This window comes from Paraburkholderia kirstenboschensis (assembly GCF_904848585.1).
Lineage (GTDB): Bacteria > Pseudomonadota > Gammaproteobacteria > Burkholderiales > Burkholderiaceae > Paraburkholderia > Paraburkholderia kirstenboschensis.
The window spans coordinates 18,689-33,708 of sequence record NZ_CAJHCR010000005.1; the positions used below are offsets into that span (position 1 = coordinate 18,689).

14 protein-coding genes are annotated in these 15,020 nt (G+C 63.7%); 8 read left to right on the top strand and 6 right to left on the bottom strand.

The annotated features are described in order from the left end of the window. Positions 1-6: 6 nt before the first annotated feature. From JMY24_RS15495 to JMY24_RS15505, 3 genes are all read right to left on the bottom strand, one after another. Positions 7-1,515, bottom strand: coding sequence for a CoA-acylating methylmalonate-semialdehyde dehydrogenase (locus JMY24_RS15495; RefSeq protein ID WP_128597224.1), 1,509 nt, complete (start codon positions 1,513-1,515; stop codon positions 7-9). Between the two features lie 80 nt (positions 1,516-1,595). Continuing rightward, positions 1,596-3,299: an AMP-binding protein gene (locus tag JMY24_RS15500; RefSeq protein ID WP_128597225.1), complete on the bottom strand. Its 1,704-nt coding sequence runs from the start codon at positions 3,297-3,299 to the stop codon at positions 1,596-1,598. A gap of 95 nt (positions 3,300-3,394) precedes the next feature. Then, complete coding sequence (locus JMY24_RS15505) at positions 3,395-4,528, bottom strand: acyl-CoA dehydrogenase family protein (protein WP_128589648.1); 1,134 nt, start codon at positions 4,526-4,528, stop codon at positions 3,395-3,397. Positions 4,529-4,739: 211 nt separating this feature from the next. Between JMY24_RS15505 and JMY24_RS15510 the strand changes: the two genes are divergently transcribed. The 5 genes from JMY24_RS15510 to JMY24_RS15530 all read left to right on the top strand — a co-directional run bounded on the left by JMY24_RS15510 (position 4,740) and on the right by JMY24_RS15530 (position 10,574). Continuing rightward, positions 4,740-5,777, top strand: a complete 1,038-nt coding sequence (locus JMY24_RS15510; protein WP_201702363.1) for an AraC family transcriptional regulator — start codon at positions 4,740-4,742, stop codon at positions 5,775-5,777. 81 nt (positions 5,778-5,858) lie between these two features. Then, positions 5,859-7,616, top strand: coding sequence for an NfeD family protein (locus tag JMY24_RS15515; protein ID WP_201702364.1), 1,758 nt, complete (start codon positions 5,859-5,861; stop codon positions 7,614-7,616). A gap of 284 nt (positions 7,617-7,900) precedes the next feature. Beyond that, entirely contained in the window at positions 7,901-8,674 is a 774-nt protein-coding gene (locus JMY24_RS15520) for a slipin family protein (protein WP_128592598.1), read from the top strand. A gap of 134 nt (positions 8,675-8,808) precedes the next feature. After that, positions 8,809-9,069, top strand: coding sequence for a DUF4148 domain-containing protein (locus tag JMY24_RS15525; protein WP_128597226.1), 261 nt, complete (start codon positions 8,809-8,811; stop codon positions 9,067-9,069). Positions 9,070-9,272: 203 nt separating this feature from the next. Further along, positions 9,273-10,574, top strand: a complete 1,302-nt coding sequence (locus JMY24_RS15530; RefSeq protein ID WP_128597227.1) for an NCS2 family permease — start codon at positions 9,273-9,275, stop codon at positions 10,572-10,574. A 30-nt stretch (positions 10,575-10,604) separates the two neighbouring features. Here the strand turns inward: JMY24_RS15530 and JMY24_RS15535 are convergent, their stop codons facing one another. Then, on the bottom strand, positions 10,605-10,895 hold the full coding sequence (locus JMY24_RS15535) for a DUF1488 family protein (protein WP_128592544.1): 291 nt from the start codon (positions 10,893-10,895) through the stop codon (positions 10,605-10,607). Positions 10,896-11,293: 398 nt separating this feature from the next. On the opposite strand from JMY24_RS15535, the gene JMY24_RS15540 reads away from it, so the two are divergent. Both JMY24_RS15540 and JMY24_RS15545 read left to right on the top strand, forming a co-directional pair. Beyond that, positions 11,294-13,270 (top strand): sigma-54-dependent Fis family transcriptional regulator, encoded by a 1,977-nt coding sequence (locus JMY24_RS15540; RefSeq protein ID WP_128597228.1) that lies wholly within the window; start codon positions 11,294-11,296, stop codon positions 13,268-13,270. A gap of 79 nt (positions 13,271-13,349) precedes the next feature. Beyond that, the gene (locus JMY24_RS15545; protein ID WP_128597229.1) at positions 13,350-13,655 is read left to right on the top strand and encodes a 2Fe-2S iron-sulfur cluster-binding protein; all 306 of its coding nucleotides are present in this window, start codon (positions 13,350-13,352) and stop codon (positions 13,653-13,655) included. Between the two features lie 54 nt (positions 13,656-13,709). Here JMY24_RS15545 and JMY24_RS15550 read toward each other — a convergent pair whose 3' ends face one another. Beyond that, complete coding sequence (locus JMY24_RS15550) at positions 13,710-13,913, bottom strand: DUF1653 domain-containing protein (protein ID WP_128597230.1); 204 nt, start codon at positions 13,911-13,913, stop codon at positions 13,710-13,712. Between the two features lie 29 nt (positions 13,914-13,942). Beyond that, complete coding sequence (locus JMY24_RS15555) at positions 13,943-14,587, bottom strand: helix-turn-helix transcriptional regulator (protein WP_020066237.1); 645 nt, start codon at positions 14,585-14,587, stop codon at positions 13,943-13,945. 197 nt (positions 14,588-14,784) lie between these two features. On the opposite strand from JMY24_RS15555, the gene JMY24_RS15560 reads away from it, so the two are divergent. After that, complete coding sequence (locus tag JMY24_RS15560; RefSeq protein ID WP_128585719.1) at positions 14,785-15,003, top strand: hypothetical protein; 219 nt, start codon at positions 14,785-14,787, stop codon at positions 15,001-15,003. The last annotated feature ends 17 nt before the right edge of the window (positions 15,004-15,020 follow it).

Genomic DNA, 15,020 nt, shown 5'->3' on the forward strand with positions numbered 1-15,020 from the left:
CCTCGTTCAGCGCAGGCTGATGGTCGTGTTCACGCCGTCGTTGACCGTGTCGTCGTCGAACCAGCGTGCGGTAACGGTCTTGGTTTGCGTGTAGAACTGCACGACCTGCTTGCCATATGGGCCGAGGTCGCCGAGCTTCGAGCCGCGCGAACCCGTAAAGCTGAAGAACGGCACAGGCACCGGAATCGGAATGTTGATGCCGACCTGACCTACGTCAATTTCGCTCTGGAATTTGCGCGCCGCCGCGCCGCTCTGCGTGAAGAGGCCGACGCCGTTGCCGAACGGATTGCGGTTGACGAGCGCGATTGCGTCGTCGAGCGTCGCCGCGTTCAGCACGAGCAGTACCGGCCCGAAAATCTCCGTGCGATAGATTTCCGTCTCCGTGCCGACGTCCGCGAAAATCGTCGGGCCAATAAAATTGCCTTGCTCGTAGCCGGGCACCGTCACGTCCCGGCCGTCGAGTGCCAGCGTGGCGCCTTCTTTTACGCCCGCTTCGATCAAGCCGAGAATGCGCTGCTTCGCCGCGCGCGAAACGACGGGGCCGATATCGGTGTTCGGCTCGTTGCCCGCGTTCACCTTCAGCGTCTTCGCCTTGGCGACGATGTCCGGCAGCCATTGCTGCGCGGCGCCCACCAGCACCACCACCGAAGTCGCCATGCAGCGCTGCCCCGCCGCGCCAAAGCCGGCGCCCGCAAGCGCGTTCAAGGTCTGCTCGCGGTTTGCGTCGGGCAGCACGACGGCATGATTCTTTGCGCCCATCATCGATTGCACGCGTTTGCCGTGCTCGCTGCCGAGGCGGTACACATGCGTGCCGACCGCCGTCGAGCCGACGAACGAGATCGCTTTCACGAGTTCGTGCGTGCAGAGTGCATCGACCACGTCCTTGCCGCCGTGCACCACGTTCAGCACGCCTTTCGGCACGCCCGCCTCCAGCGCGAGTTCGACAAGTTGCATTGTCGACAAGGGATCCTGCTCAGAAGGCTTCAGCACGAACGTATTGCCGCATACGATCGCCATCGGGAACATCCATAGCGGGATCATCGCGGGGAAGTTGAACGGTGTGATGCCGGCACACACGCCGAGCGGCTGGCGCAGCGTGTAGGTGTCGACTCCACCCGCGACGTTTTCCGCGAATTCGCCTTGTTGCAACGTGCCGATTGAACATGCATGTTCGACCACTTCGAGTCCGCGGAAGATGTCGCCTTCTGCGTCGGGAATCGTCTTGCCCTGCTCCGCACTCAGCGTCTTCGCGATACGCGGCATATGTTCGCGAATCAACGCCTGGTACTTGAGCATGATGCGCATGCGCGCGCCGATCGGCGTGTCCTTCCAGGTCTTGAACGCGGCATGCGCCGAGCGGATTGCTTCGTTGACTTCGTCGGCGGTGGCGAACGGCACGCGCGCCAGCACCTGTTGCGTCGCCGGGTTGACGATGTCGCGCCATTCGGTGGTTTTGGATTCGACGAACTCGCCGTTGATCAGCAGCTTGACGGTATTCGAAGCGATTGCGCTCATGCTGAAACTCCTGTGCGTTGGCCGCGTGACGGCCGGACAGTGACTGAAAACAGAAAATGTTCGATAACGCTCTGCGTGACTCAGCGCAGGTCCGGGAAATCTTCTTCCCAGTACTCGTCCGGCAAGCGTGCCGGTTCCGCCTGGCGCTCCATTTCACGGCGCCGCAACTCGACGCGGCGAATCTTTCCGGAGATGGTCTTCGGCAACTCGCTGAACTGCAGACGGCGAATACGCTTATACGGTGCGAGTTTTTCGCGCGAGAACGCGAACACGGCGCGCGCAAGCTCGGGCCCCGCCTGATAGCCGTGGCGCACCGTGACGAATGCCTTGGGCACCGACAGGCGCAGCGCATCGGCGCTCGGCACGACAGCGGCCTCGCCTATGGCCTCGTGTTCGATCAGCACGCTTTCGAGTTCAAACGGGCTAAGCCGGTAATCGGACGATTTGAAAACGTCGTCTGCCCGACCGACATACACGTAGTAGCCGTCCTCGCGGCGCAGCGCCACATCTGACGTGCGGTAAAAGCCGTTGCGCATGGCTTGCGCGGTCGCTTGCTCGCTGTTCGCATAGCCCGTCATCAGACCCAGCGGCCGCTGCTTGCCATCGGGTCCAATCGGCAACGCGATCTCGCCTTCGGTCACCGGCTGATCGTCGGCATCGAGCAGCTCGATTCTGTAACCCGGCAACGGACGGCCCATCGACCCCGCAACGACCGGTTGCCCCGGCGAATTGCCGATCTGGCAAGTGGTCTCGGTCTGCCCGAAACCGTCGCGAATCGTAATGCCCCAAGCGTGCTTCACGCGCTCGATGATCTCCGGGTTCAACGGCTCGCCCGCGCCGACGATCTCGCGCAGCTTCACCGGATAATCGGTGAGATGCTCCTGCACGAGCATGCGCCACACAGTCGGCGGCGCGCAGACCGTCGTGACGTTAAAGCGCACCAGCACATCCAGCGTGTCTTTCGGCACGAAGCGCGCAAAGTTGAAAACGAACACACAGGCCTGCGCATTCCACGGCGCAAAGAAGCAGCTCCACGCATGCTTGGCCCAGCCAGGCGAACTGATATTCCAATGGATGTCGTTCGGTTGCAGGCCGATCCAGTACATCGTCGACAGGTGGCCGACCGGATAGCTTTGATGCGTATGCTCGACGAGCTTCGGCTTGGAGGTCGTGCCGGACGTGAAGTAAAGCAGCAGCGGATCGGTGGCGCGCGTCACACCGTCAGGCGTGAATTGCGGCGATGCGTCATACGCTGCTGCAAGATCGGTCCAGCCGTCGCGCGGCGTGCCCACTGAAAGACGCGTCAACGGCACGTCGAGCGAATCGAATTTGGACAGCTCCGCGCTGTCGACCACTACGAAGTTCGCGCCGCCGATCTGCACGCGGTCGCGCACATCGTCCGCGGAAAGCTGGGTCGTGGCCGGCAACACGATTGCGCCGAGCTTCATTGCGGCGAGCATCACGTCCCACAGTTCGGCGCGATTCGGCAGCATCAGCAGCACGCGGTCGCCGCGTTTCACGCCCACGCTGCGCAGAAAGTTCGCCATGCGCGCGGAGCGCTCCGACATCTGCGCATACGAGAGACGCAGCCCCTCGCCGGCCGGGTCGTCGACGATCCACAACGCGGTGTTGTCGTTGTCGCGTGCGATGACGTCGAAGTAGTCGAGTGCCCAGTTGAACTGTTCCAACTCAGGCCATGCGAACTCGCGGTAAGCGCGCTCGTAATCGGTTCGATGGCGCAATAACAGGTCACGCGCGTCGAAAAAGGCTTTCGCTGCAGTCATGGTCGTCTCCTGATGGGCGCGGTATGAATCCGCGTTTGCTCGGGTTTAGTTTTATCCGCAAGCTATTTTGCGCTCAAACGCGGCTCGCGCAGCGTTCAAACGTGACGCGCGATCACCATGCGCTGCACTTCGCTGGTTCCTTCGTAAATCTGCGTGATGCGGGCGTCGCGGTAGTGGCGCTCCACGGCGTAGTCCTCCAGATAGCCATAGCCGCCGTGAATCTGGATCGCGTTCGAGCAGATCTCTTCGGCGGCCTCGGACGCGAACAGTTTCGCCTGCGATGCCTCCGACAAGCACGGTTCGCCCGCCGAGCGCAGGCGCGCCGCATGATGCACGAGCAGGCGCGCGGCGTTCAGGCGCGTGGCCATGTCGGCGAGCATGTTGGCGATGGTCTGGTGGTCCTTCAGCGCCTTGCCGAATTGCATGCGCTCGCTCGCATAGGCGCGCGCGGCGTCGAACGCGGCTCGCGCAATGCCCACGGCTTGCGCGGCGATGCCGATGCGCCCGCCTTCGAGATTCGACAGCGCGATGCGCAAGCCCTCGCCCGCTTCGCCGAGCAGATTCGCTTGCGGCACCGCGCAGTCGTCGAGTGAAATCGGACAGGTGTCCGAGGCGCGAATGCCGAGCTTGTGTTCCGGCTTGCCGACGTTGAAGCCCGGCGTATCCGTCGGCACGATAAACGCGGACAGGCCACGCTTGCCGCGGTCGGGATCCGTGACTGCGAACACGATCGCTATGTCGGCTCGTGCGCCGTTGGTCACGAACTGCTTGCTGCCGTTGAGTATCCACTTGCCGTCGCGCAGAACCGCACGCGTGCGCAGATTGTTCGCCTCGGAGCCCGCTTGCGGCTCGGTCAGGCAGAACGCGCCGATGCGCCGCCCCGTCGCAAGGTCGTGCAAATAACGGTCTTTTTGCGCGTCGCTGCCAAAGTTCAGGATCGGCCCGCAGCCGACGGAGTTATGCACGCTCATCAGCGTCGCGCACGCGGCGCAGCCCGCGGCGATCTCCTCCAGGGCGAGCGCGTAGGCCACGTAGTCGGTGTACGAGCCGCCCCACTGCGGCGGCACGATCATGCCGAGAAAGCCCAGATCGCCCATTTGCCTGACCACGTCCGCCGGCAGTTGCGCGTCGCGGTCCCATTGGGCGGCGTTCGGCGCGAGGCGCTCGGTCGCGAAGTCGCGCGCGGCGTCGCGGATCATGCGTTGTTCTTCAGTGTAGAAGCTGTCCATGGGTCCGAGTCCTTTCCTTGCGTTCGAGGCCCAGTGTAGGCAAGCCGCTCGCCGGCTTCGATGCTCAGCCCGATCATTGTGTGTGAGCGCATTTGCCATACTGGTACGATGCAATGCGGCCAATTGGCCTGTTTAACCGGCTTACGACGAATCACATAGGGAAAACGTTGAGCGCGATTGCCACCCTGACCAAACTTGCGAACAAACGCTGATGAAGACCGATAAAGGCACGATCTCCGTGAGTCTCGTCGAGGAAACACTCGCGCTTGCCAAGGCACGCGGTTTCGATGCGCTCCCGCTCGCCGAAGCCGCCGGCATCGCTGCGCCCATGCTGGCGTCGCCGAAAAGCCGCGTGTCGTCTGCGCAATATGGCGCGCTGTGGGCCGGCATAGCACGCGCGCTCGACGACGAGTTCTTCGGTCAGGACTCGCATCGCATGAAATGCGGCAGCTTCATCGCGATGACGCAGACGGCGCTCACGGCGCGCAACGGCGCGCAGGCGCTAGCGCGCGCGGTTGGCTTCATGCGGCTCGTGCTGGACGACCTCGGCGCGTGCATCGAGACAGATGCCCAGCGCGTGCGGCTGCGCTTTGTCGAACGCAAAGGCGCAAAGCCGCCGGCGATGTTCGCTTACGCGACGTATTTCATCGTCGTCTACGGGCTGTTGTGCTGGCTCGTCGGACGCCGCATACCGTTGATCGAGGCGCGCTTTCGCTGCGCGGAGCCTCCCGCAGCGCACGAATACCGGCTCATGTTCTGCGACGACATGACGTTCGGACAGCCGGAGTCGTACGTGGATCTCTCACCGGTGTTTCTCGAGCTGCCGGTGATCCAGACAGTGAGGTCGGCCAAGCCGTTCCTGCGCGACGCGCCGGCGAGTTTCATCGTCAAATACCGCAATCCCGGCTCGTTCGCCGCGCGAGTACGCAAGACGCTGCGCGCGCTGCCCATGATGAACTGGCCCGCGGCCGACCAGATGGCCGCGCGCCTGCACGTCGCCGAGGCGACGATGCGGCGGCGGCTGAAACAGGAGGGTCATACGTATCAGTCGATCAAGGACGACCTGCGCCGCGACATTGCAATCGGCGAACTGCAGCAATCCGGGCGCACGATCGCGGACATCGCCGCCTCGGTGGGTTTCGCCGAGCCGAGCGCATTTCATCGCGCATTCCGCAAATGGACAGGCATGCGGCCCACCGACTACCGGCCGGTGCGTGCGGACTTCACGCGGCGCGTGGAATCGGACTAAGCTGTAAGCAGCAGGCCAGTCCTACTGGAGTGTCGGCCCGCGCCGATCGACACCCGTCGACGGCGCGCGGCGCCCCTAGCGATGAGCACGTATCCGCGTCGCCCGTTCCGGCAACCTGGCGCGCGCCGGCCGTTTATCCACGGCGGTGTTGTGCGCCGGCTCATGCGCGGCATGACCGCGTGCGGGATGCTTTTGGCGTTTGTCTTCGGGGTCGCGGTCGCGTTCGTGCTCACCTTCCTGTTCGCGTCGTGCGAATACCTGATGGCGCCTGCGGTTCAGGCGGCGCCCGTCACTACACGGGCCACCACTGGGCATGCGCCTAACAGCGTCGTCGTGATCCCGGTGAGCGGCGCGATCGGTCCTGCGAGCGCCGACTTCATCGTGCGCAGCCTGCAGCGCGCCGCCGACGACCACGCCCAGCTCGCGGTACTGCAACTGGATACGCCGGGCGGGCTCGATACGTCCATGCGGCAGATCATCAAGGCAATTCTCGGCTCGCCGGTTCCGGTCGCGACCTTCATCGCGCCGAGCGGCGCGCGGGCGGCGAGCGCGGGCACCTACATCGTCTACGCGAGCCACATCGCGGCGATGGCGCCGGGCACCAATCTCGGCGCGGCGACGCCGATCCAGATGGGCATCGGCGGCGCGGAGCCGCCAGGCCGTGGCAAGCCGGGCTTGCCCGGCATGCCCGGCACCGACGACCGGGAGCCGCAGACGCCGGCCGGTCCAGCGGGTAGCGCGGGTGCCGCTTCTGGGGCTGCTTCCGGCGGTGTTTCCGGCGGTGCTTCGAGCAGTGCTTCAGGCAGCGCTTCCGCCGGCGCTTCGCGCGGCGCGGCAAGTGACGCCGCTGCCAGCGCCGCAAGCGCGCTCCCACTCGACACCCAATCGACCGAACTGCGCAAGCAGGTCCACGACGCCGCCGCCTATATCCGCGGCCTCGCGCAAATGCGCGGGCGCAACGCCGACTGGGCCGAACGCGCGGTGCGCGAAGCGGTGAGCCTGAGCGCCAGCGACGCGCTCGCGCAACATGTCGTCGATCTGAATGCGCGCGACGTGCCGGATCTGCTGCGCCAGCTCAACGGCCGCACGGTCACGACGAGCACGGGCAACGTCACGCTGGCGACAGCGCAGGCCCCCGTCGTCATGCTCGAAGCCGACTGGCGCAGCCATTTTCTCGCGGTCATCACCGATCCGAACGTCGCGCTGATGTTGCTGATGCTGGGCATGTACGGCCTCTTCTTCGAGTTTGCCAATCCTGGCTTCGTGCTGCCGGGCGTGGTCGGCGCAATCAGTTTGCTGATCGGCCTGTTTGCAATGCAGATGCTGCCGATCAGCTACGTCGGCCTCAGTTTGATCTTTCTCGGCATTGCGTTCCTGATCGGCGAGGCGTTCCTGCCGACGTTCGGTTCGCTCGGCTTCGGCGGCATCGTCGCGTTCGTGATCGGCGCGTTGATGCTGATGGACACCGATGTGCCCGGTTACGGCATCCCGTTGCCGATGATCGCCGCCGTCGCCGTATTCAGCGTGCTGTTCGTGCTGGGCGTGTCGAGGCTCGCGCTGCGCGCGCGGCGCCGGCCGGTCGTGACCGGTTCCGAAGGGTTGATCGGCAGCGTGGGTGTGGTGCTCGATGACGGTCTGCTTGCCGGCGCCGCGGTCAACGGCATGCCCGCCGGCTGGGCGCAGGTCAAGGGCGAGCGCTGGCAGGTGTCGAGCGCTGTCCCCGTCGCGGCGGGCCAGGCGGTGCGCGTTACCGCGCGCAACGGGCTGACGCTCACGGTGGTACCCGTGGCGCCAGTCGAGGGCGCGGTGCAGCAAGGGGCTCGCATGGGATCGGGGTGATGCGTTGAAGCGCGGATTTTGGGTGAGCGCTTTGGAGGGGATTGGAGTAACGGGCTGAAGCGTCAACTGTGGTCGACCGCTGTGCATGAGACCAGAGTAGACGCTAAAGCGCCAACTCTGGTCGACCGCTGTGCATGGGACCAGAGTAAGCGCTACACCGCCAACTTTGGTCGACCGCTGTGCATGAGACCAGAGTAAGCGCTGAAGCGCTAACTCTGGTCGACCGCTCTGCATGGGACCAGAGTAAGCGCTGAAGCGCTAACTCTGGTCGACAGGAGACATTCATGATTGGGTTTACTTTTGGCTTCACCAGTATTCTGATCCTGATGGCGGCCGCGCTGATCGCTTCGTCGATAAGGATCTTTCGCGAGTACGAACGCGGCGTCGTGTTCATGCTCGGGCGCTTCTGGAAGGTCAAGGGGCCGGGCCTCGTGCTTATCATTCCGATCGTCCAGCAGGCTGTGCGCATGGATCTGCGCACCATCGTGTTCGACGTGCCGCCGCAGGATGTGATCACGCGCGACAACGTCTCGGTGAAGGTCAACGCCGTGGTGTACTTCCGCGTCGTCGATCCGGAAAAAGCCGTGATCCAGGTGGCGCGCTACTTCGAAGCGACCAGCCAGCTATCGCAAACGACGCTGCGCGCAGTGCTCGGCAAGCACGAACTCGATGAACTGCTCGCGGAGCGCGAGCAACTGAACGCCGACATCCAGAAAGTACTCGACGCGCAGACCGATGCCTGGGGCATCAAGGTCGCGATCGTCGAAATCAAACATGTCGACATCAACGAAACCATGATCCGCGCGATTGCCCGTCAGGCCGAAGCGGAGCGCGAACGGCGCGCCAAGGTGATTCACGCGGAAGGCGAATTGCAGGCGTCGCAGCAACTGCTGCAAGCGGCGCAGACGCTCGCGCGCGAGCCGCAGGCGATGCAGCTGCGCTATCTGCAAACCCTCACGACCATTGCCGCCGACAAGAATTCGACCATCGTCTTTCCGCTACCGGTCGACCTGCTCAACGCGGTGGTCGAGCGTCTCACCAGACCGCCGGCGCCTTGATCGCCACGCCTTGGTCCCTCGCCCTGCTTTCGCTCACCGGATGAAACGGTACATTGCCTCGCAGCGCCTTATTCCAGATGCGTGCGAAATCTAAAATGTTTGAGTCGTCTATCACCGCTCCCAGGGAGCCCATCATGAAAGTGTTCTTTCGAATCGGATTCGGCGCGCTATTGGCCGCCGCCAGCATGAGCGCCGCGTTTGCGCAGTCTTCAACGCGGCCCTACGATCCCTCCGCGCCGAAAACACGCGCCGAGGTCAAGGCCGATCTGGTCGAGTGGCGCGCCGCCGGCTACGATCCGCTCGACTGGCTCAGTTACCCGAACAACGCGCAGCTCGCCGCGCGAATCGTCGCCGAACGGCGCTCGCAGCAGCCGGCGCCGACCGTCACGCAATAAGCATCGTGCTGCTGAACGGCAGGCCGCGCTGCCCGCATCCGCGATCGCAACGGTCGCGAGCGGCGAGCAACTCGAGCGTGTTCTGCCGCTCTTCTTTCGACTCCGGCTTCGGCCATCCCGGCGCGACGTCGTAAATTCGCTTGCGGCTGCGGCGGGGGCGCTGGCAAGGTATCATCTCGCCCCTACGACGAGAGACCCGCCATATGGATTCCATAAAACGCTACTTTGGCCTCGACGCGGCCGGCACAAACCTGCGCACAGAAGTGCTGGCCGGCCTGACGACTTTCCTGACGATGGCCTACATCATCTTCGTCAACCCGGCAATTCTGGGCGACGCGGGGATGCCGAAAGACGCCGTGTTCGTCGCGACCTGTCTCGTCGCGGCGCTGGCCTCGCTGATCATGGGCCTTTATGCGAACTACCCGATTGCGCTCGCGCCCGGCATGGGCCTGAACGCGTACTTCGCGTACACCGTGGTCAAGGGCATGGGTTTCACGTGGCAAGCCGCGCTCGGCGCGGTGTTCATTTCCGGCTGCCTGTTCCTCGTGGTCACGCTGTTTCGCGTGCGCGAAGTGATCGTCACCGGCATTCCGCACTCCATACGCATTGCCATTACCGGCGGCATCGGCCTCTTTCTCGCGATCATTTCGCTGAAGACGGCGGGCGTGGTGGTCGGCAATCCGGCCACGCTCGTCACGCTCGGCGATCTGCATAACCCACACGTGGTGCTCGCGGTGATCGGCTTCTTTGCCATCGTCACGCTCGACTATCTGCGCGTGCGCGGCGCAATTCTGATCGGCATTGTCGGCGTGACCGTGCTGAGCTTTTTCTTTGGCGGCAACCAGTTTCACGGCATCGTCTCAGCGCCGCCGTCAATTTCGCCGACACTTTTTCAGCTCGACATTCGCGCCGCATTGTCCACGGGTGTGCTGAACGTGATTCTGGTGTTCTTCCTCGTCGAACTGTTCGATGCAACCGGCACGCTGATGGGCGTGGCCAATCGCGCGGGGCTGCTGGTGGAAGGCAAGATGCACCGCCTGAACCGCGCGTTGCTCGCCGACAGCACGGCCATTTTGGCCGGCTCGATGCTGGGCACATCGTCCACCACCGCTTATATCGAGAGCGCGTCTGGCGTCCAGGCAGGCGGGCGCACCGGCGTAACCGCCATCACCGTGGCCGTGCTGTTCCTCGCGGCGCTCTTTTTCGCGCCGCTCGCGGGCGTGGTGCCGGGTTACGCGACGGCGCCGGCCCTGCTCTATGTGTCGTGCCTGATGCTGCGCGAGATGGTCGACCTGCCGTGGGACGACGCAACCGAAGTCGTACCGGCCGCGCTAACCGCACTGCTGATGCCGTTCACCTACTCCATCGCCAACGGCGTCGCGTTCGGTTTCATCTCGTATGCGGGGCTGAAGCTGCTCACGGGCCGCGCGCGCCAGGTGAAGCTGGTGGTGTGGATCATCGCCGCGATTTTTCTGTTCCGCTATTTCTATCTCGGCAGCGAGTAAGTTCACACCGGGCCCGGCGTGCCGCTCTGCTCAGGCGCGCCAGTTCGCTTCATAAAAGCGCACATAGCCGCTTCGCAGCACGACGCATTGCGCGCTCGTCTCCGACAAGAGGCGCCGCGTGGCTGCTTCGATACGCTCGCGGTGCGTGTCGAACGCGCCCACCATGTCTTCGAGGCGGGGCGAGGCGGCGCCAAAGTGATCTTCCAGCGCTTCCGCAGTGATCATGCACTCGACCCTCTGCCCATCGATCAGCGCCGGGAACGCCAGGGTGAGTTCGCGCCCTGAATATTCAGGACTTTCGTTCGGGAAAAGGATCTGCATGGGAGTCACCTGGAAGTTGGGCACTGCGCATGATTCGCTTGGGTAATGCGCACGCCGGTTGCAGCTGGTCGCGCCTGCAGCTTCTTCCTCCTTGTCCAATGCTGGCGACGCGGGCTCGTCATCCGTCGCATGCGGACGCAGTTCGCGCCTCGCGAGGATGATTTGATTCACTTTAGACGAGTTGGCGCGCGGCGCAAGTTTTCATTTTTGTTTGCCTGATCGCGGTGCGGCGCGCGCACAGATTGTGCACGGTGCGTCGTGCCACCGCGGTGTTTTCCCTGCCGCGCGCAACGGTTTGGGTCCTGTACTATCGGTGTTGGGCCGCAAGCGTGCATGCTGCGCTGCGGCATCGAAAGGCGGGCAACGTACCCGCCCTGTCCGATTACCGGAGACATGTCTTGAGCCATCGCTCTGCAACGCCGCCCACCGTGGGCCGACCCGACGTCATCGCGCAAGCTCACGCGCGCTCGGTCGAACTCGGGCTGCGCGCATCGGAAACGCCGGATTTTCATCCGCTGGGCCGGCCTGCGCTGCGCGAACTGGTCGATCGCAATCAGTCGCTTTATACGCACGCGTTGCCGGTCATGGAGACGCTGCACGCGCAGATCGTCGATACGCAAAGCATGGTGCTGCTCACCGACAGTCACGGCGTGATCCTGCACAGTCTCGGCGACAGCGATTTCGTCGAAAAGGCGAACCGCGTCGCGCTGTGTCCGGGTGTGTCATGGGCCGAGGCGGATCGCGGCACGAATGCTATCGGCACTGCGCTCGTCGACGCACAGCCGACCGTCGTTCACGCAGACGAACACTTTCTGCACGCTAACCGTATTCTCACCTGTTCATGCGCGCCGATTGCGGATCCGTTCGGGCACACCATCGGCGCACTCGACGTCAGCGGCGACACACGCGGCTTTCACAAACACACACTCGCGCTCGTGCGCATGTCCGCGCAGATGATCGAGAATCATCTGTTCTCCAATCAATTCGCCGATGCGGTTCGCGTGCACTTTCACGCGCGCGCCGAATTCATCGGTACGCTCTTCGAAGGACTCGCCGCGTTCGGCGCGGACGGCACATTCCTCTCGGCAAACCGGAGCGCGCTGTTCCAGTTCGGCCAGCCGCTCGCCGCTTTGCAGAGACAACCGTTCCACGCGCTTTTCGGCGTCGCATTCGCCAACGTGTTGCAGCGGATCGCTCGCGCGCCGGGCGAGAACGTCGTGCTCACGTTGCCGAGCGGAGTGCGGGTCGTCGCGCGCGGAGAATATTCGGCGCAGCGTTATGTGGCGCCTTCAATGGGCGAGACGGAAAGGACGCGCAGCGTTGCGTCGAAAGGTGTGCGTCATGTGCCGCATACCGCCGATCCGGCGCCGCTCGCCACGCTCGAAACGCTCGACACCGGCGACGCGCAAATGTCCGCGATTCTGGCGCGCGTGTCCAAGGTTCGCGGCCGCGACATTCCGATCCTGATCCTCGGGAAAACGGGAACCGGCAAGGAGTGGCTCGCGCGCGCGATCCATCACGATTCGCCGCGGCGCGCGGCGCCGTTTGTCGCGTTGAATTGCGCATCGCTGCCCGATACGTTGATCGAAGCGGAGTTGTTCGGCTATGAGGACGGCGCGTTCACCGGCGCTAAAAAGCGGGGCAGCGTCGGCAAGATCGTGCAGGCCGACGGCGGGACGCTGTTTCTCGATGAAATCGGCGATATGCCGCTCGCACAGCAAGTGCGGCTGATGCGCGTGCTGCAGGAACGCACGGTGGTGCCGCTCGGCGGAACTCGCGCGATTCCGGTGGACCTGCGGATCGTTTGCGCGACGCACCGCAATCTGCGCGCGATGATCGCAGAAGGCACCTTCCGCGAAGATCTGTACTACCGGATCAATGGATTCGTGGTGACCTTGCCCGCGCTGCGCGAGCGCACGGATCTCGCCGCGCTGGTCGAGCGGATGCTCGAACTCCAACGCGAGGGCGACGGCTTGCCGCGCCGCGTTTCGACGGCGGTGCTCGAACGCTTCATGCAATGCCGCTGGCCCGGCAATCTGCGGCAACTGGCAAATGTACTGCGCACCGCAAGCATCATGGCCGAGGGTACGGATCAGATCGAACTCGACGATTTGCCCGAAGACTTTCTGCACGATTGCGTCGATGCCGCTGCCGATGCCGCTGCGCCGTCAGCCCTCGAGGCCGTCGATGATGCGACAGGCAACGAAGGCAGCGCGCAAACACCCAAGCCGTCGCGAATGGACGACTGGCAAGCCGCGCTGATCGCGCAGACGCTGGCGCGCCTCGACGGCAACGTGTCGGCCGCGGCACGAGAACTGGGGCTCGCGCGCAATACGGTGTACCGCTATTTGCGGCGCGGCGGCGTGACTCATTAGCGGTGCCACCCGCCTATTCGCCCCGCGCGTTATCCATCCGCCGTGTAAAGTGTGACGCGTCCAGCCACACATTTACACGATGTCCGATCCAAACCGCCCGCCTCTCGTTCGCGTGGAGCCGCTCGGCTGCAGCTTCGAAGCACCCGATTCGCTGACGATTCTCGAAGCCGCCGGCTTTGCGAACCTGCGTCTGCCCCGCTCGTGTCGCAACGGCACTTGCCGCACGTGTCTGTGCAAAATGACGGCCGGACGCGTGCGCTATATGATCGAATGGCCCGGCCTCAGCCGTGAGGAAAAACAGGAAGGCTACATCTTGCCGTGCGTTGCGATTGCCGAAACCGACGTAGTGATCGAAGCGCCGGAAGCCATCGAATTGCGGCCGTGACGCTAAACGCCGCGACGTGTATACCCGATGCCAGTCCGTCCGGGTTGCGCGCGTTCACTCTATCGCAGCAAAGCGCGGCACCTTAGCGCCTTCATGCTCCACGAACTCGAAGAATACCGATGCCGGGCGTGTCCAGACCGTGCCGTTGGCCGCCTTGTAGACGATCATCGTGATAGCCGGATCCGACTCCAGCGTCGCCTCGCATATCAGTTCGTAAATACCGCCCTTGTAATGCCGGTAACGTGTGGTCTGCACCATTGAATTGTCCTTGTGTGGAAGCGCCAGGCTCAGCCGCCCTCTTTCATCTGTTTCAGAATTTTATAGACGGTCGCGCGCCCCATCGTAAGTACGGCGGCTACATAGTTCGCCGAACTGCGTCCGCGAAACGCCCCCTGCGCATGCAGCGCCTCGACGATTTCGCGCTTATGCTCGCGCGTGAGCGCGTTGATGCCGATTTGCCGCTCGCGCAGCCACGTGTGCAGGTAAGTGTTGATCCGGTCCTGCCAGTCGTCGCGAAAGAGGTCTTCGGCAGGTGCGTCGGTCAGATTGCCGCCCCTGATAAAGAGATCGAGCGTGGAGCGCACGTCCTCGAACACCGCGATATTGAAGTTGATGCACAGCATGCCGGCAGGCTTGCCGTTGTCGTCGAACAGGATGTTGCTCACGCAACGCATGCGCCGGCCGTCCCAATTGAGCTTCTCGTAAGGGCCGATGGTGCGGCCGCGCGCCGCATAGTGCACTTCGTCCAGCACCGAGGGGCCGCCTACTTCGAGCTTCGACAGATTGTTCACGAGGTAGGCGATGGTCTGATCCCGCAAGTCGTGAATCACGACCTCCGCGCACGGATAGAAAAGCGCAGCGATGCCGTCGGCGATGGGAGCGTAACGCTCCAGCAGCAGGTCTTTCACAGGAGACACGGTTGTCTGGCGCATTGAGAATGGCAGTGTTCGAGGGCGCTGTGTTGGAGGCGCAATGGTCGGAAAATCGGGCAGCGCAGTGGTGCGTGCCCCGCCCGGCAACTCGCCATTGTAGCCACCCGGCATGGCCGCCGGAGCGCGGCGAATTTTGTCCGCGTGGCAAGCGCTATTTTTTCGTGCGATAAAAGGCGATCTACTTCACGGAGCAGCAGATGGCAACGCTCGAAGCATTTCGCGCAGTGCTCGACGACAAGAGAACGCCGGAAATCATTCGCAACCACATCATCGATTCGCTGCAATACGCGCTGCGCAATCACGGACAGATTTTTACGTCGAAGGAAGTCGAATGGCTTGCCTCGTGGGACGACGCGCGCATCCCGCTGGCGGCGTCCCGCGAATTACAGAAGCGCATTGCCGAAACGTCGGGCTAACCGCGTCCTACGCTCTT